The organism is Stenotrophomonas sp. Sm2128 (assembly GCF_030985535.1).
GTDB classification, from domain to species: Bacteria; Pseudomonadota; Gammaproteobacteria; order Xanthomonadales; family Xanthomonadaceae; genus Stenotrophomonas; species Stenotrophomonas maltophilia.
The window spans coordinates 1-17,171 of sequence record NZ_JAPTFQ010000092.1 but is presented as its reverse complement, the minus strand read 5'-3'; the positions used below and the strand labels follow the sequence as shown (position 1 = coordinate 17,171).

Genomic DNA, 17,171 nt, shown 5'->3' with positions numbered 1-17,171 from the left:
GGCCGCCACTACCCGTAACCGCCTGCGAATCATGGGAGTGCCGGCCGCTGGCCGGCGCTCGCCGGGCATGGCCCGGCACAACGGGCAACCGCCTGCAGCGGTTACTGGCGCAGTTCGCGGTAGGTCGCGGACGGGGCGGCAATGCCGGGACTGGCGCGCCACGGGTTGATGTCCAGGCCACCACGGCGGGTATAGCGCGCCTCCACTTCCAGCCATTGCGGCTGGCAGCGCGCAGACACCTCGCTGAAGATCCGCTCAACGCACTGCTCGTGGAACTCGGCGTGCTCGCGGTAGCTGACCAGATAGCGCAGCAGGCCGGCACGATCGATCTTCGGCCCGCGGTAACGCAGGCTGACCGTCGCCCAGTCCGGCTGGCCGGTGACCGGGCAGTTGGACTTCAGCAGTGCCGAGACCAGGGTCTCCTCCACCACCTCACCGGCATTGGCCGAGAGAAAGTCCGCCTGCGGCGGGCCGTAGCAGTCGATCTCCAGCTCCAGCCCGTCGATGGATTCACCGAGCGGCGTCTCGCGCAGGCCCGGCAGCCCGAACTCGACCTGGACCGGCGCACCGGCACAATCCGACAGATCCGCCACGATGCGCGCGCGCAGTGCCTCGGCGCTGTCGATGCGGGTGCTGTTGAGGGAGTTGAGGTACAGCTTGAACGACTTCGATTCGATCAGCCGCGGCGACGTGCACGGCACCTGCACGGTGGCCACGGCCACCTGCGGCTTGCCACGCGGGTCGAGCCAGCTCAGCTCGAAGGCGTGCCAGCGGTCATGGCCGACGAACGGCAGCGCGGCCTCATCGAGGCCGATCTCGGCGCGGGCGCCGCTGCGGGGGATGGGAAACAGCAGGCCGGGATCGTACTGCGACGGGTAACTGACCTCGCGACCGAGCTTACATGGACGTACTTGCAGCGTCCCCTGCCACCGGACCCACCCCGCCATCCCGCGGAATGCCCGCTTTTGACGTTGACGTTGATTTAGGCGGGTGCAGGGCTGCAAGCCCTGCCGGAAACCCTCACCCCGCCGGAGTGCCGGCACCGTGCAGGTAATCCAGGCTCACCTGCAGCAGCGCGCGCAGTCCGACATCCAGCGCCTTCTCATCCAGCAGGAACTTCGGGGAGTGGTTCGCCGGCCGTCGCCGGGTCGATGCCCACGCTGGTGGAACCAACGAAGAAGAACATCCCCGGCACTTCCTTCGCGTACAGCGAGAAATCCTCCGCGCCCATCTGCAGCGGTGGCTCGTAGACGTTGTCCTTGCCCACCACCGCCTGCAGGCTCGGCAGCATCTTCGCGGTCAGCGCCGGGTCGTTCACCGTGGCCGGGTTGCCTTCTGATTCGTAGATGTCGGTGACCGCCTTTGCCCCGTGCGCGGCGGCGGTGTGTTCGGCCACGTTGCGCAGGTCGGCGAAGATCTGCTGGCGCATGCCCTCGTCGAAGGTGCGGATGGTGCCGACCATCTCCACCTCGTCCGGAATGATGTTGTAGCGGATGCCGCCGTTGATCGCACCGAAGGTCAGCACCGCCGGTTGCTTGGAGAGGTTGGCGCGGCGGCTGACGATGGTCTGCGCGGTACCGACCAGATCGGCCGTGGCCACGATCGGGTCGACACCGTTCCACGGTGCGGAGCCGTGCGTCTGGCGACCGATCACCTTGATGCCGAAGCGGTCCGAGGCTGCCATCAATGGGCCACCGCGCACCGCGATCTGGCCGGCCTGCACGCTGGAGAACACATGCAGGCCAAACACCGCCTCCGGCTTGAAGTCGGCGAACAGGCCTTCCTTCAGCATCAGCGCGGCACCGCCCTCTTCCGGCGGCGGTGCGCCTTCCTCGGCCGGCTGGAAGATCAGCATCACCTGGCCCGGCAGGTCCTTCTTCATCGACACCAGCGCTTCGGCCACGCCCAGCAAGGTGGCGGTGTGCGCGTCATGGCCGCAGGCATGCATCACGCCCACGGTCTGGCCGCGGTACTGGTCGGTGGCCTTGGAGGCGAACGGCAGCCCGGTCTGTTCGGTTACCGGCAGCGCGTCCATGTCCGCGCGCAGCGCGATCTTCGGGCCGGGCTTGCCGCCTTCGATGATCGCCACCACGCCGTGGTGGGCGATGCCAGTCTTCGGCTTCAAGCCCATCGCACGCAGGCGCTTGGCGACCTCGGCCGAGGTGCGCGCCTCGCGGTTGGACAGTTCCGGGTGCTGATGGAAGTCGCGGCGCCATTCAACCACCTTGGCCTGCAGGCGCTGGGCAGCAGCGGTCACTTCGGGGCGTTGCCCGTCCTGGGCGTGGGCAACGGCCGGCAGGGCCAGCAGCAGGGCGGACAGCAGCAGCGAACGGCGCATCGCAATCTCCACAGCAAGAGGGGTCCAGCTGAATGTAGGGCAACACCGCCGCCACGGGAACCTCCGCGGCCGGATCCGGTCTTAGCGCCCGTCCCATCCGTCATGCAGGAAACGTGATGTGGCACAGGTATGCTTTGCGCATTGCCAACCGGGGCCGCGCCCCGTCCAGCCCTCTTGGAGTCCTCGTAATGTCACGTGTTTGGAAGATCGTGCTGCTGGTCGTGGCGGTTCTGGTACTGGCCGTGGTCGGCCTGCGCGTCATCGGCGGGGGCAAGGACAAGGCTGGAAAGCCGGCAGCGGGAGCGCGCCAGGGTGGCGAAGACCCGGATGCCGGCCCGGTGCCGGTGACCGTGGTCCAGGCCACGCACCAGGACGTACCGGTGTATGCCAGCGCACTGGGTACCGTGACGGCAATGAACACCGTCACCGTCAGCCCGCAGGTCGGTGGCCAGCTGATGAGCCTGAACTTCCGCGAAGGCCAGGAAGTGAAGAAGGGCGACGTGCTGGCAGTGATCGATCCACGCACTGCCCAGGCCAGCTACGACCAGGCCGCGGCAGCCAAGCGCCAGAACGAGGCGCTGCTGGCCACCGCGCGCTCCAACTACCAGCGCTCCAATGCGCCGGAGTATCGCCAGTTCGTCGCCAAGACCGATCTGGATACACAGCGAAACCAAGTGGCACAGTACGAAAGCGCAGTCGCGGCGAACGAAGCCAGCATGCGCTCGGCACAGGTGCAGCTGCAGTACACCAGGGTCACCGCACCGATCACCGGCATCGCCGGCATCCGCGCGGTCGACGCGGGCAACGTGGTCAACGCCGGCACCGCGCTGGTCACCCTGACCCAGATCCACCCGATCCACGTCCTGTTCAACCTGCCCGAACGCCAGCTCGGCGACGTGCGCCAGGCGCAGGCCGCCGGCGCGGTGCCGGTGGCGGCACTGGACCGCGCCGACTCGCACGTGCTGTCCGGCGACGGCAAGCTGGACGTGGTCGACAACCTGATCAGTGCCGACAGCGGCACCTTCAAGGCGCGCGCGCTGTTCGACAACACCGACAACGGCCTGTGGCCGGGCCAGTTCGTCAACGTGCGCATGCAGCTGCGCACGATTGCCGGCGGCGTGGTCATTCCGACCCAGGCCGTGCTGCGTGGGCCGGATGGCGAGTACGTCTACGTCGTGCAGGGCGACAACACGGTGAAGATGCAGACCGTGCGCAGCGGCGTGGAAGTGGGCGACAGCCAGGTGCAGATCGCCGAAGGCCTGAAGGGCGGCGAGCGGGTGGTCAGTGAAGGCCAGTTCCGCCTGAAGCCGGGCAGCAAGGTCACCGCGCTGAAGCCGGGCGAAACCCCGGCCGCACCGACCGAGGCCGAGCTGAAGGCGGCCGAACAGAAGAACGGTGGCGGCGGTGGCCGTCGCGGTGGCGGTCCGCGCTGAGCGCAGGCCACGGTTCTCCCTCGCGCCGGCGGACCCGCCGGCGCCGACATTGAAGTGCCAGCAAGGATCAGTCCGTGGGCTTTTCGACGATCTTCATCCGCCGCCCGATCGCTACCTCGCTGTTGATGGCGGGCCTGTTGCTGCTGGGCATCCTCGGTTACCGCAAGCTGCCGGTGTCGGCGCTGCCGGAAATCGATGCGCCCAGCCTGGTGGTCACCACCCAGTACCCCGGCGCAAACGCCACCACCATGGCCTCGCTGGTCACCACGCCGCTGGAGCGCCAGTTCGGGCAGATCTCCGGGCTGGAGCTGATGACCTCCGACTCGTCGGCTGGCTTGTCCACGATCATCCTGCAGTTCTCGATGGACCGCGACATCGACATCGCCGCGCAGGACGTGCAGGCGGCGATCCGCCAGGCCACCCTGCCCTCGTCGCTGCCCTACCAGCCGGTCTACAACCGGGTGAACCCGGCCGACGCGGCCATCGTCACCCTGAAACTGACCTCTGACACGCGCCCGCTGCGCGACGTCAACAATTACGCCGACTCGATCCTGGCCCAGCGCCTGTCGCAGGTGCAGGGCGTCGGCCTGGTCTCGATTGCCGGCAACGTGCGCCCGGCCGTGCGCATCCAGGTCAATCCGGCGCAGCTGTCGAACATGGGCCTGACCCTGGAACAGCTGCGCAGCGCGCTCACCCAAGCCAACGTCAATGCGCCCAAGGGCTCGTTGAACGGCAAGACCCAGTCCTACAGCATCGGCACCAACGACCAGCTGGCCAGCGCCGCCGAGTACCGCGACACCATCATCAGCTACAAGAACGGCCGCCCGGTGCGGCTGTCCGACGTGGCCGAGGTGGTCGACGGCGTGGAGAACGACCAGCTGGCGGCCTGGGCCGATGGCAAGCCGGCGGTGCTGCTGGAAGTGCGCCGCCAGCCGGGCGCCAACATCGTGCAGACCGTCGAGCGCATCCGCGCGATCCTGCCGCAGCTGCAGGGCGTGCTGCCGGCCGACGTGCACCTGGAGATCTTCAACGACCGCACCGAGACCATCCGCGCCTCGGTGCACGAAGTGCAGTTCACCCTGATCCTCACCATCGGCCTGGTGGTGGCGGTGATCTTCGTATTCCTGCGCCGGCTGTGGGCCACGATCATTCCCTCGGTGGCGGTGCCGCTGTCGCTGGCCGGCACCTTCGCGGTGATGGCCTTTGCCGGCATGTCGCTGGACAACCTCTCGCTGATGGCGCTGGTGGTGGCCACCGGCTTCGTGGTCGACGATGCGATCGTGATGATCGAGAACATCGTGCGTTACATCGAGCAGGGCAAGAGTGGCAAGGAAGCGGCCGAGATCGGCGCACGCCAGATCGGCTTCACCGTGCTGTCGCTGACGGTCTCGCTGGTGGCGGTGTTCCTGCCGCTGCTGCTGATGCCTGGCGTCACCGGCCGCCTGTTCCACGAGTTCGCCTGGGTGCTGAGCATCGCCGTGGTGCTGTCGATGCTGATCTCGCTGACGCTGACCCCGATGATGTGCGCCTACCTGCTCAAGCCCGACGCCCTGCCCGAAGGCGAGGACGCGCACGAGCGTGCAGCGGCGGCCGGCAAGCAGAACCTGTGGACGCGCACCGTCGGCCTGTACGAGCACAGCCTGGACTGGGTGCTGGGCCACCAGCGCCTGACCCTGGCCGTGGCCGGTGGCGCGCTGGTATTGACCGTGCTGCTGTACGTGCTGATTCCCAAGGGGCTGCTGCCCGAGCAGGACACCGGCCTGATCACCGGCGTGGTGCAGGCCGACCAGAACATCGCTTTCCCGCAGATGGAACAGCGCACAAGGCAGGTTGCCGAAGCGCTGCGCCAGGATCCGGACGTGACCGGCGTGTCGGCGTTCATCGGTGCCGGCAGCATGAACCCCACGCTCAACCAGGGCCAGCTGTCGATCGTGCTGAAGGAGCGCAGCCAGCGTGATGGCCTGGATGAGATCCTGCCGCGCCTGCAGAAGGCGGTAGCCGGTATTCCGGGCGTGGCCCTGTACCTGAAACCGGTGCAGGACGTGACCCTCGATACCCGCGTGGCCGCCACCGAATACCAGTACTCGCTGTCGGACGTGGACAGCGCCGAAGTGGCCACGCAGGCCACGCGCCTGACCGAAGCGCTGCGCAAGCGCCCGGAACTGGCCGACGTGGACAACAACCTGTCCAACCAGGGCCGCGCGCTTGAACTGAACATCGACCGCGACAAGGCCAGTGTGCTGGGCGTGCCGATGCAGACCATCGACGACACGCTCTACGATGCGTTCGGCCAGCGCCAGATCTCGACCATCTTCACCGAACTCAACCAGTATCGGGTTGTGCTGGAAGTGGCGCCGGAGTTCCGTACCAGCACCGCGCTGATGGAACAGCTGGCCGTGGCTTCCAACGGCGCCGGCGCGCTGACCGGCACCAATGCCACCAGCTTCGGCCAGGTCACCTCGTCCAACTCGTCCACCGCCACCGGCATCGGCGCGCAGAACACCGGCATCACGGTCGGCGCCGGCAACATCATCCCGCTGTCGGCGCTGGCCGAAGGCAAGGTCAGCAGTGCGCCGCTGGTGGTCAGCCACCAGCAGCAGCTGCCGGCGGTGACGGTCTCGTTCAACGTGGCGCCGGGCTATTCGCTGTCCGAAGCGGTGCGTGCGATCCAGGAGACCAAGGACAGCCTGGACATGCCGGCACACCTGCATGCCGAGTTCATCGGCAAGGCCGCCGAATTCACCGGCAGCCAGACCGATGTGGTGTGGCTGCTGCTGGCCTCGCTGGTGGTGATCTACATCGTGCTCGGCGTGCTCTACGAGAGCTACATCCACCCGATCACGATCATCTCCACGCTGCCACCGGCCGGCGTCGGCGCGCTGCTGGCGCTGATGCTGTGCGGGCTGAGCCTGTCGGTGGACGGCATCGTCGGCATCGTGCTGCTGATCGGCATCGTCAAGAAGAACGGCATCATGATGGTGGACTTCGCGATCGAGGCGCGTCGCGCCGGTGCCAACGCGCATGAAGCGATCCGCCGCGCCTGCCTGCTGCGCTTCCGTCCGATCATGATGACCACCGCCGCGGCAATGCTCGGCGCACTGCCGCTGGCGCTGGGCACCGGCATCGGCTCGGAGCTGCGCCGCCCGCTGGGCATCGCCATCGTCGGCGGCCTGCTGCTGTCGCAGCTGGTCACGCTGTACACGACGCCGGTGATCTACCTGTACATGGAACGCTTCTCCGAATGGCTGGCGCGCCGCCGCGAGCAGCGCGCACTGCGCAACGGTTCGCTGCAGGAGCCGCAGGCATGATCCACGCCCCGCTGCTGCGGTGGGCCGCACGATGAACCTGTCCGGCCCCTTCATCCGCCGCCCGATCGGCACCGCGCTGCTGGCCATCGGCCTGTTCATGGTCGGCCTGATCTGCTACCTGCGCCTGGGCGTATCGGCACTGCCGAACATCGAGATCCCGGTGATCTTCGTGCACGCCAGCCAGTCCGGCGCGGATGCGGCGACCATGGCCTCGACAGTCACCGCGCCGCTGGAGCGCCACCTCGGCCAGCTGCCGGGCATCGACCGCATGCGCTCGTCGAGCTCGGAAGGCAGCTCGCTGGTGTTCATGATCTTCCAGAGCGGCCACAACATCGATTCGGCCGCGCTGGACGTGCAGACCGCGATCAACTCGGCGCAGGCCGACCTGCCTTCGGGCATGGGCTCGCCGATGTACCAGAAGGCGAATCCGAACGACGACCCGGTCATCGCCATCGCGCTGACCTCGCAGACGCAGTCGGCCGACGAGCTGTACAACGTCGCCGACTCGCTGCTGGCCCAGCGCATCCGCCAGATCAGCGGCGTTGCTTCGGTCGACATCGCTGGCGCTTCGACGCCGGCGGTGCGTGTGGACGTCAACCTGCGCCTGATGAACGCGCTGGGCCTGACCGCCGATGACCTGCGCAACGCCGTGCGCGCGGCCAACGTGACCTCGCCCACCGGCTTCCTCAGCGACGGCAACACCACTACCGCGATCATCGCCAACGACTCGGTGGCGCGTGCCGCCGACTTCGCCGACCTGGTGGTCAAGACCCAGGGCGATGGCCGGGTGATCCGCCTGAAGGACATCGCCAACGTCTACGACGGCCAGCAGGATGCCTACCAGGCCGCGTGGTTCGACCACAAACCGGCGGTGGTGATGTACGTGTTCACCCGTGCCGGCGCCAACATCGTGGAGACCGTGGACCGGGTCAAGGCGCAGATCCCGACCCTGCGCGATTACCTGCAGCCCGGCACCACGATGACGCCGTACTTCGACCGTACGCCGACCATCCGCTCGTCGCTGCATGAAGTGCAGATCACCCTGCTGATCAGCCTGGCGATGGTGGTGCTGACGATGGCGCTGTTCCTGCGCCGGCTGGCACCCACGCTGATCGCCGCGGTGACCGTGCCGCTGTCGCTGGCCGGTGCCGCGCTGGTGATGTACGTGATGGGCTTCACCCTGAACAACCTGAGCCTGCTGGCGCTGGTGATCGCCATCGGCTTCGTGGTCGACGATGCGATCGTGGTGATCGAGAACATCATGCGCCACCTCGACGAAGGCATGCCGCGGATGCAGGCGGCGCTCACCGGCGCGCGCGAGATCGGCTTTACCATCGTCTCGATCACCGCCTCGCTGGTGGCGGTGTTCATCCCGCTCCTGTTCGCCAGCGGCATGATGGGTGCGTTCTTCCGCGAATTCACCGTCACCCTGGTGGCGGCGATCGTGGTCTCGATGATCGTCTCGCTGACGCTGACTCCGGCGCTGTGCAGCCGGTTCCTCAGCGCGCACGACCACAGCGCGCCGCCGTCGCGCTTCGGCCGCTGGCTGGATGCCGGCCATGAGCGCATGCTTCGCATCTACACGGTCTTCCTCGACTTCTCGCTGCGCCACGCGCTGCTGCTGTCGCTGACCCCGCTGATCCTGATCGGCGCCACCGTCTTCCTGTTCGGCGCGGTGAAAAAGGGCGCGTTCCCGCCGCAGGACACCGGCCTGATCTGGGGCCGCGCCAATTCCAGCGCCACGGTGTCCTTCGAGGACATGGTCGCCCGCCAGCGCCGCATCACCGACATGCTGATGGCCGACCCCGCGGTGAAGACCGTGGGCGTGCGCCTGGGCAGCGGCCGCCAGGGCTCCAGCGCACAGTTCAACATCGAGCTGAAGTCGCGCAGCGATGGCCGTCGCGAGACCACGGCGCACGCACTCGCACGGCTGAGTGCCAAGGCCGACCGCTACCCCGACCTGCAGCTGCGCCTGCGCGCGATCCAGGATCTGCCCAGCAACGATGGCGGCGGTTCCAGCCAGGGCGCGCAGTACCGCATCTCGCTGCAGGGCAACGACCTGGCATCGCTGCAGGAATGGCTGCCCAAGCTGCAGGCGGAGCTGAAGAAGAACCCCAAGCTGCGCGATGTCGGTACCGACGTGGACAACGCCGGCCTGCGCCAGAACATCCAGATCGACCGCGCCAAGGCCGCACGCCTGGGCATCACCGTGGGTGCCATCGACGGTGCGCTGTACGGTGCGTTCGGCCAGCGCCAGATCTCCACCATCTATTCGGACATCAACCAGTACAGCGTGGTGGTCAACGCCCTGCCCTCGCAGACCGCCACCCCCGCCGCGCTGGACGAGGTGTACGTACGTGCGCGCAATGGTGACATGGTGCCGATCACCGCGGTGGCCACGCAGATGCCCGGCCTGGCCCCGTCGCAGATCACCCACGAGAACCAGTACACGACGATGGACCTCAGCTACAACCTGGCTCCGAACGTGAGCATGGGTGAGGCCAAGGCGATCATCGACGCGACCGTGGCCGGCATGCGCATGCCTGGTGACATCCGCCTGGCCGATGATGCGGGCTTCGGCTTCAACTCCGACCCCAGCGACATGCTGATCCTGGTGTTCGCCGCGATCCTGACCGTGTACCTGGTGCTGGGCATGCTCTACGAGAGCCTGATCCATCCGGTCACCATCCTGTCCACGCTGCCGGCGGCGGGCGTGGGTGCACTGCTCGCGTTGTTCGGCACCAACACCGAGTTGTCGGTGATCTCGATGATCGCGCTGGTGCTGTTGATCGGCATCGTCAAGAAGAACGCGATCATGATGATCGACTTCGCGCTGGTGGCGCAGCGCGAGCATGGCCTGGCACCGCGCGATGCCGCGCGCGAGGCCAGCATCGTGCGCTTCCGCCCGATCATGATGACCACGATGGTGGCGATCCTGGCGGCGGTGCCGCTGGCGATCGGCCTGGGCGAAGGCTCCGAACTGCGCCGCCCGCTGGGCATCGCGATGATCGGCGGCCTGCTGTTCTCGCAGAGCCTGACCCTGCTCAGCACGCCAGCGCTGTACGTGATCTTCTCGTGCCTGGCCGAACGCTGGCGGGCCCGTCGCGCGCGCAAGCGCGAAGCGAAGCTGCTCAAGCGCGCGCAGCGTGCGTAGAACGGCCCATCCACGCATGGCGTGGATCTACGGGTAGAGCCGGCCGCTGGCCGGCTTTCTCGGTACGGCAAATCTGCCGGCCAGCGGCCGGCACTACCGCGGTGGTCCGCCTCCATATTTCACGCGCACCCCGCAATAATGGTGGGAGATCCTTCCGCCGAGCCTGCATGCCCGCCCGCCAATCCCGCCTCAGCCGCCTGTGGGCCCACGAGAAGGCCAGTTACGGCCTGCGCGTGTTCATCGCCCTGACCGCAGCGCTTGCCGTGTGCTGGCAGCTGGATGCGCTGACCGCCCTGCCCGGCGTTTTCCTCGGTATCATCGCCAGCGCCATCGCCGAGACCGACGACAACTGGTGGGGCCGGACCAAGGCGGTGGCGCTGTCGCTGCTGTGTTTCTGCATCGCTGCGGCGTCGGTGATCTGGCTGTTCCCCTGGCCGTGGATCTTCATCGGCGCGCTGGCACTGTCCACCTTCGGCCTGACCCTGCTGGGCGCGCTCGGCGAGCGCTACGCATCCATCGCCCAGGCCACGGTAACGCTGGCGATCTACACCATGATCGGGCTGGAGCAGCACGGTGCCAGCGACCTGCATACCGCGCTGCAAGCGGTCAGCCACCTGCTGGCGGGCGCCGTCTGGTACGGACTGCTGTCGATCCTGTGGACCGCACTGTTCGCCAACCGACCGGTGCGCGAGCGCGTGGCGCGGCTTTACATCGAGCTGGGCCGCTACCTGCAGCTGAAGGCCGCCCTGTTCGAACCGGTACGTGAGGCCGACCTGCAACGCCGCCAGCTCGACCTGGCCGAGCAGAACCGGCGCGTGGTCGGCGCGTTGAACGAGGCCAAGACCGCGATTCTCGCCCGCTTCGGCCGTTCCGGGCGGCCGGGCGTGAACTCCGGCCTGTACCTGCGCCTCTATTACATGGCACAGGATTTCCACGAGCGCGCCAGTTCCTCGCACTACCCTTACGGCGCCCTGGTCGATGCGTTCTTCCACAGCGACGTGCTGTACCGCTGCCAGCGCCTGCTCGATCTTCAGGGCCAGGCCTGCGCGCGCCTGGGCGAGGCGATCCGCCTGCGCCGCCCGTTCGTGTATGGCGAAACCAACCAGCAGGCCGGGCGCGACCTGGCCGATGCGCTGGCCTACCTGCGCGACCAGCAGCGCCCGCAGTGGCAGCGACTGCTGGGTTCGCTGGACCTGCTGGTGCACAACCTGCGCAGCATCGAACGCCGCCTGCTGGACGCCGAACGCTCCGAGGCCAGTCTCGACAATGTCGATACGCGCCTGCGCGACAGCAACCCGCATACCCTGCGCGAGATGGGCGTGCGCGTGCGCCAGCAGCTCACGCCCGGCTCGGTCCTGTTCCGCCACGGCCTGCGCATGGCATTGGCCCTGATCGCCGGTTTCGCCGCGATCCGTCTGTTCAATGCGCAGAACGGCTCGTGGGTGCTGCTGACCATCGTGTTCGTGTGCCGGCCCAACTTCGGTGCGACCCGGCAGCGCCTGGCGCAGCGCATCGTCGGCACCGTGGCGGGCCTCGTGCTCACCTGGGCGCTGCTGCAGTTGTTCCCGCAACTGCACGTGCAACTGCTGATCGCGCTGCTGTCGGCGCTGCTGTTCTTCTTCACCCGCACCGACCGCTACCTGGTGGCATCGGCGGCGATCACGGTGATGGCCCTGACCTGCTTCAACCTGATCGGCGATGGCTTCGTGCTGATCGTGCCGCGCATGGTCGACACGCTGCTGGGCTGCGCGATCGCCGCTGCCGCCGCGTTCCTGATCCTGCCCGACTGGCAGGGCCGCCAGCTGCACCTTGTGCTGGCGCGGGTGCTGGATACCGCCGCGCGCTACCTGGATTCGGTGCTGGGCCAGTACCGCAGCGGCATGCGCGATGACCTGGCCTATCGCATCGCCCGCCGCGACATGCACAACGCCGACGCCGCGCTGTCCACCGCGCTGTCGAACATGCTGCGCGAACCCGGTCATGTGCGTCGCAACCTGGATGCCGGCTTCCACTTCCTGGCGCTCTCCAACACGCTGCTTGGGCACTTGTCGGCGCTGGGTGCACACCGCGACCAGGTGGACAGCTACGCCGGCGATCCGCTGGCCTTGGCCGCCGGTGAGCGCGTGCGCAAGGCGCTGCAGCAGCTGGCCTCGGCCCTGACCGCACGGCAGCCGGTCAACGAGGACGACAACGACGCTGATCGCGCGGTGGCGGCCGAACTGGAGCAGATCGACGAGGCGATGCCGGCGAAGCTGCAGTTGATCCGCACGCAGATGGCGCTGGTGCTGCGGATGCTGCCGAAGGTGCGGGCGGCGGCGAATGAGGCGGTGCGCACGCTCACCTGAAGGCCGGCGCCGGGCATGGCCTGGCGCGACCCGCAGTCCATCCACGCATGGCGTGGATCTACTGCACCGTGTGCAACCGTGTGTTGCGCCTGGCGCCGCATCCCGATCACGGTCCTGCGCGGATACTGGGTGATCCCCTGCTCCTGGACTCCCCCCATGAAGATCGAACTCGCCGGCCGCACCGCGCTCGTTACCGCTTCCACCGCCGGCATCGGCCTGGCGATCGCCCAGGGTCTTGCCGCGGCGGGTGCGCGGGTCATTCTCAACGGCCGCAGCACCGACAGTGTCGAACGCGCCCGCCAGCGCCTGCTCGCCGCCGTTCCGGGTGCCGAGGTGATCGGCGTCGCCGCCGACCTTTCCGATGCAGCCGGTGTCGATGTGCTGCTGGCCGGCCTGCCCAAGGTCGACATCCTGGTCAACAACGCCGGCATCTTCGGCCCCGAGGACTTCTTCGAGACCGAAGACGCCACCTGGGAGCGCTACTGGCAGACCAACGTGATGTCCGGCGTGCGCCTGTCGCGGGCACTGCTGCCGGCGATGGTCGACGCCGGCTGGGGCCGCGTGCTGTTCATCTCCTCCGAATCGGCACGCAACATTCCCGCCGACATGATCCATTACGGTGTCAGCAAGACCGCGCAGCTGTCGCTGTCGCGCGGCCTGGCCAAGCGCGTGGCCGGCAGTGGCGTCACCGTCAACGCGGTGCTGCCCGGCCCGACCCTGTCCGACGGTTTCGCGGCGATGTTCGAAGATGAACGCCAGCGCAGCGGCAAGCCGCTGGAGCAGATCGGCCGCGAGTTCGTGATGGCACACCGGCCGTCTTCGGTGATCCAGCGCACCGCCACGGTCGAGGAAGTAGCCAACATGGTGGTGTACCTGGCCTCGCCGCAGGCTTCGGCCACCTCCGGTGCAGCACTGCGCGTGGATGGCGGCGTGGTCGACGATATCGTCTGAGACCATCGACAGGTGTGCGGACCAACGGTCCGCACCCACAGGTCCGCACCCACAGCGGATAGGCAGGAATGCTAGGCTGCGCCGGTCAAGGAGGTTCCATGTCCGGTCACAACCAGTTCGCCCTGCTGCGCCAGCGCCGTTTCCTGCCGTTCTTCGTCGTCCAGGCGCTGGGTGCGTTCAACGACAACGTGTACCGGCAGGCGATCATCAGCATGTTGCTGTTCATGGCCGTGCCGGAGGAAGAACTGGGGCTGTACGCCACGCTGGCACCGGCCATCTTCATCCTGCCGTACTTCCTGTTCTCGGCACTGGCCGGGCAGATCGCCGACAAGCTGGAAAAATCGCGACTGATCGTGATCACCACCACCATGGAGATCGTGATCATGTCGCTGGCGGCAACCGGCTTCCTCACCCAGAGCCTGCCGGTGCTGCTGGTCGCCTTGTTCTGCACCGGCATGCAGTCAACCCTGTTCGGCCCGGTGAAGTACTCGGTGCTGCCCTCGGTGCTCAAGCCCGAAGAGCTGACCGGCGGCAACGGCCTGGTCGAGATGGGCACCTCGATGTCGATCCTGTCCGGCATGATCGTCGGCGGCCTGGTGTTCACCGTGGCCGGCAGCCATGGCACGGTGGTGGCCGCGTGCGCGATCATCGCGCTGGCGATCTGCGGCAACATCGCCGCCCGCCTGATTCCCAAGGTCGATGCCGGCGACCCGGACCTGAAGATCAACTGGAACCCGCTGCCGGAATCGCTGGCGGTGCTGCGCATGGCGCGCCAGCAGAAGGCGGTGCGCAATTCAATCCTGGGCGTGTCCTGGTTCTGGTTCGTCGGCACCGTGCTGACCTCGCAGCTGCCGGCCTATGCGGTGACCAACCTCGGCGGCGAACCAACCCTGTACATCTTTGCGCTGGCCCTGTTCTCGGTCGGCACCGGCGTCGGCTCGCTGCTGTGCGAAAAGCTGTCGGCACGCACGGTGGAAATCGGCCTGGTGCCGTTGGGCGCGTTCGGCATGACCGCGTTCCTGCTCGACCTGTACTTCGCGCGCAGCGGCGAGGCGACGGTGCACGGGTTGACCATCGGCACCTTCCTGCAGCAGTCCGGTAGCATCCGCATCGTCATCGACCTGATCGGCATCGGCCTGTTCACCGGTATCTTCGTGGTGCCATTGTTCGCGCTGATCCAGAGCCGCACGCCGAAGGCGCAGATGTCGCGCGTGTTCGCGGCGCTGAACATCCAGAATTCCGGCTTCATCGTCGGCGCAGCCCTGTTGTCGCTGGCCGCGCACAAGCTGCTGCACTGGAGCATCCCGCAGCAGTTCCTGGCGCTGGCCATCGCCAACGCGCTGGTGGCGATCTACATCTTCACCATCGTCCCCGAATTCCTGATGCGCTTCCTCAGCTGGCTGATGGTGCGCACCCTGTACCGCCTGCGCCCGCACGGCATCGAAGCCAACGTGCCCGACGAAGGTGCCGCGCTGCTGGTCTGCAACCATGTCAGCTACATGGACGCACTGATCCTGTCGGCGACGATTCCGCGTCCGGTGCGCTTCGTCATGTACTACAGGATCTTCAACATCCCGGTGATGCGCTGGATCTTCCGTACCGCCAAGGCGATCCCGATCGCCGGTGCGCGCGAAGACCCGGCGCTGATGCAACGCGCGTTCGATGACATCGACGCCGCGTTGGCCGAAGGCGAGCTGGTCTGCATCTTCCCGGAAGGCGCACTGACCAGGGATGGTGCAATCGCCCCGTTCAAGTCCGGCGTCGAGAAGATCCTCGAACGGCGGCCGGTGCCGGTGGTGCCGATGGCCCTGCGCGGCATGTGGTCGAGCATGTGGAGCCGGCGCGACAGCCGCCTCGGCCGCATGCGGGTGCCGCGCCGTTTCCGAGCCACCGTCGAGGTAGTGGCGGCACCGTCCATGGACGGCCACACCACCAACGCCCAGGCGCTGGAAGCCCAGGTGCGGGCCCTGCGCGGCGATCACGCCTGACAGAATCGGACTGACAGGCAGGCCCGGCAACCTCCCCCGCATACGCCACCGTCCAGTGGCGAACACGACATGCCGTGCGTGTAAACGCATACATGCAACGCCGGTTGCGGTAGATTACGCACCCACAGGGGGGAGGTTCGGCCGATTCACCAAGGCCGGCCACCAAGGAATGGAGTCTCGCTTTGAATCAACCACCACCGCTCAGCCGTCCGGTCTACATCCCCAACCATCTGGTCTGGGCGATCCTGACGACGCTGTTCTGCTGCCTGCCGTTGGGCGTGGTGTCGATCGTCTATGCCTCCCAGGTCGATGGCCGCCGCGCGGCTGGCGATCTGCCGGGGGCCTACAGCGCGTCGCGCAAGGCGGGCTGGTGGGCAGTGGCTTCGGCCGTGGCCCTGCCGGTCCTGTTGCTGTTGTGGCTCGGGCTGTTCGGCGGCTTGGCCGTACTGGGCGCTCTTTCCGACCAATGATTCACCACCACCACCCATCAAGGAGCTTGAACCCATGAATACCGCTACTCCGCAGGTCCCGAACAACCTGGTCTGGGCCATCCTGACCACCCTGTTCTGCTGCCTGCCGGCCGGCATCGTGTCGATCGTCTACGCCGCACAGGTCAACGGCAAGCTGGCCGCCGGCGACATCGCCGGCGCCCAGGACTCCGCCGCCAAGGCCAAGAAGTGGGCCATCTGGTCGGCCATTGCCTGGGCCGTGCTGGTCGTGCTGTACGTGCTGTTCTTCGTCGTGCTCGGCGGCATGGGCGCGATGAGCAACAGCGGCTACTGATACGCCTGGACGGATCCGGCGCCTGCGCCGGATCCGTTGTTGCATGTCCGCGCTTCCCGCTCGTTCCCGACTCGCCCGCTGGGCACCGCTGCTGGCTTCCGCCGGCCTGGCCGTGGGTGCCACGGTGGTGCTGCGCAACGTCAATCCGTATGTCGCCGGCAATCCACTGCCGAGCTGCCCGCTGTACGCCCTGACCGGCCTGTACTGCCCGGGCTGTGGCAGCACGCGCTGCCTGTACTCCCTGGTCCACTTCGACCTGCCCGGCGCGATGGCGATGAACCCGCTGCTGGTCATCAGCCTGCCGTTCCTGTTGCTGATGCTGCTGAATATCGCCGGCATCCGCCCACGCGTGCTCGACCCGCTGATGCGGGTGCTGGCCAATCCTGTGTTCTGGCTCTGGGTGCTGCCCGGGTATGCGCTGCTGCGCAACCTGCCGTGGGCACCGTTCACTGCACTGGCACCGATCTAGGTTTCCAGCCAACGGCGCAGCCCCTCGTGGTGGGCGGCGTTTGTCGGTCATGGGATAGGCCGGGCGGGTGGACTGCGCAGGGGTCGCTGCGAGTACGTCCATGTAAGCTCGGTCGCCGCATCCATGCGGCTCACGCCCCTGCACAGCCCACCCGCCCGGCCACGGACAGTTTCCGTGCGCGTCCACCACGGAAAAGAAAGAAAAGATCAAAAGCAAAAGCGGATCGCTTCGCTCTGCATCCACGCATGGCGTGGATCTACCGTGTCGACCAAGGTCGACACCTACCAACAGCCGCGGGAATCTGTCGGGGGTGGGGCGGTGTGGGGCTGCAGGACCGTTGGCGCCATGGATGGCGCCATCGAGCCCCCAAGGACGGGTTTACGGCGTGTCCTGCAGCCCCAC

General features: G+C 67.4%; 10 protein-coding genes and 1 pseudogene. 9 read left to right on the top strand and 2 right to left on the bottom strand.

Annotated features, from left to right (window positions below):
• Nucleotides 1-101: 101 nt before the first annotated feature.
• Both queF and O0K41_RS19720 read right to left on the bottom strand, forming a co-directional pair.
• A complete protein-coding gene (gene queF / locus O0K41_RS19725; RefSeq protein ID WP_308304559.1) occupies nucleotides 102-947 on the bottom strand; it encodes an NADPH-dependent 7-cyano-7-deazaguanine reductase QueF in 846 nt (281 codons plus the stop codon).
• 73 nt (nucleotides 948-1,020) lie between these two features.
• Nucleotides 1,021-2,338, bottom strand: a pseudogene (locus tag O0K41_RS19720) (M20 family metallopeptidase).
• Nucleotides 2,339-2,526: 188 nt separating this feature from the next.
• Here O0K41_RS19720 and O0K41_RS19715 point away from each other — a divergent pair.
• The 9 genes from O0K41_RS19715 (at nucleotide 2,527) to O0K41_RS19675 (ending at nucleotide 16,769) form a co-directional block, all read left to right on the top strand.
• Nucleotides 2,527-3,771 (top strand): efflux RND transporter periplasmic adaptor subunit, encoded by a 1,245-nt coding sequence (locus tag O0K41_RS19715; RefSeq protein ID WP_012481427.1) that lies wholly within the window; start codon nucleotides 2,527-2,529, stop codon nucleotides 3,769-3,771.
• Between the two features lie 74 nt (nucleotides 3,772-3,845).
• Complete coding sequence (locus tag O0K41_RS19710; protein ID WP_005414680.1) at nucleotides 3,846-7,079, top strand: efflux RND transporter permease subunit; 3,234 nt, start codon at nucleotides 3,846-3,848, stop codon at nucleotides 7,077-7,079.
• Nucleotides 7,080-7,110: 31 nt separating this feature from the next.
• Nucleotides 7,111-10,233, top strand: a complete 3,123-nt coding sequence (locus O0K41_RS19705) for an efflux RND transporter permease subunit (protein WP_005411292.1) — start codon at nucleotides 7,111-7,113, stop codon at nucleotides 10,231-10,233.
• A gap of 167 nt (nucleotides 10,234-10,400) precedes the next feature.
• A complete protein-coding gene (gene yccS, locus O0K41_RS19700; protein WP_164223222.1) occupies nucleotides 10,401-12,578 on the top strand; it encodes a YccS family putative transporter in 2,178 nt (725 codons plus the stop codon).
• Between the two features lie 156 nt (nucleotides 12,579-12,734).
• Nucleotides 12,735-13,529: an SDR family oxidoreductase gene (locus O0K41_RS19695; RefSeq protein ID WP_012481431.1), complete on the top strand. Its 795-nt coding sequence runs from the start codon at nucleotides 12,735-12,737 to the stop codon at nucleotides 13,527-13,529.
• 98 nt (nucleotides 13,530-13,627) lie between these two features.
• Nucleotides 13,628-15,517 (top strand): MFS transporter, encoded by a 1,890-nt coding sequence (locus O0K41_RS19690; RefSeq protein WP_033833573.1) that lies wholly within the window; start codon nucleotides 13,628-13,630, stop codon nucleotides 15,515-15,517.
• A 182-nt stretch (nucleotides 15,518-15,699) separates the two neighbouring features.
• A complete protein-coding gene (locus tag O0K41_RS19685; RefSeq protein ID WP_005411297.1) occupies nucleotides 15,700-15,987 on the top strand; it encodes a CD225/dispanin family protein in 288 nt (95 codons plus the stop codon).
• Between the two features lie 34 nt (nucleotides 15,988-16,021).
• Nucleotides 16,022-16,300 carry a CD225/dispanin family protein gene (locus O0K41_RS19680; RefSeq protein WP_005411298.1) on the top strand — a complete coding sequence of 93 codons (279 nt, stop codon included), beginning with the start codon at nucleotides 16,022-16,024 and terminating at the stop codon, nucleotides 16,298-16,300.
• Between the two features lie 43 nt (nucleotides 16,301-16,343).
• Complete coding sequence (locus O0K41_RS19675; protein WP_005411299.1) at nucleotides 16,344-16,769, top strand: DUF2752 domain-containing protein; 426 nt, start codon at nucleotides 16,344-16,346, stop codon at nucleotides 16,767-16,769.
• Nucleotides 16,770-17,171: the final 402 nt, after the last annotated feature.

Coding starts and splice junctions, on each gene's coding strand:
- O0K41_RS19715 (WP_012481427.1), top strand. CDS start 2,527: ATGTCACGTGTTTGGAAGATCGTGCTGCTGGTCGTGGCGGTTCTGGTA.
- O0K41_RS19705 (WP_005411292.1), top strand. CDS start 7,111: ATGAACCTGTCCGGCCCCTTCATCCGCCGCCCGATCGGCACCGCGCTG.
- O0K41_RS19690 (WP_033833573.1), top strand. CDS start 13,628: ATGTCCGGTCACAACCAGTTCGCCCTGCTGCGCCAGCGCCGTTTCCTG.
- queF (WP_308304559.1), bottom strand. CDS start 947: ATGGCGGGGTGGGTCCGGTGGCAGGGGACGCTGCAAGTACGTCCATGT.
- yccS (WP_164223222.1), top strand. CDS start 10,401: ATGCCCGCCCGCCAATCCCGCCTCAGCCGCCTGTGGGCCCACGAGAAG.
- O0K41_RS19695 (WP_012481431.1), top strand. CDS start 12,735: ATGAAGATCGAACTCGCCGGCCGCACCGCGCTCGTTACCGCTTCCACC.
- O0K41_RS19675 (WP_005411299.1), top strand. CDS start 16,344: ATGTCCGCGCTTCCCGCTCGTTCCCGACTCGCCCGCTGGGCACCGCTG.
- O0K41_RS19680 (WP_005411298.1), top strand. CDS start 16,022: ATGAATACCGCTACTCCGCAGGTCCCGAACAACCTGGTCTGGGCCATC.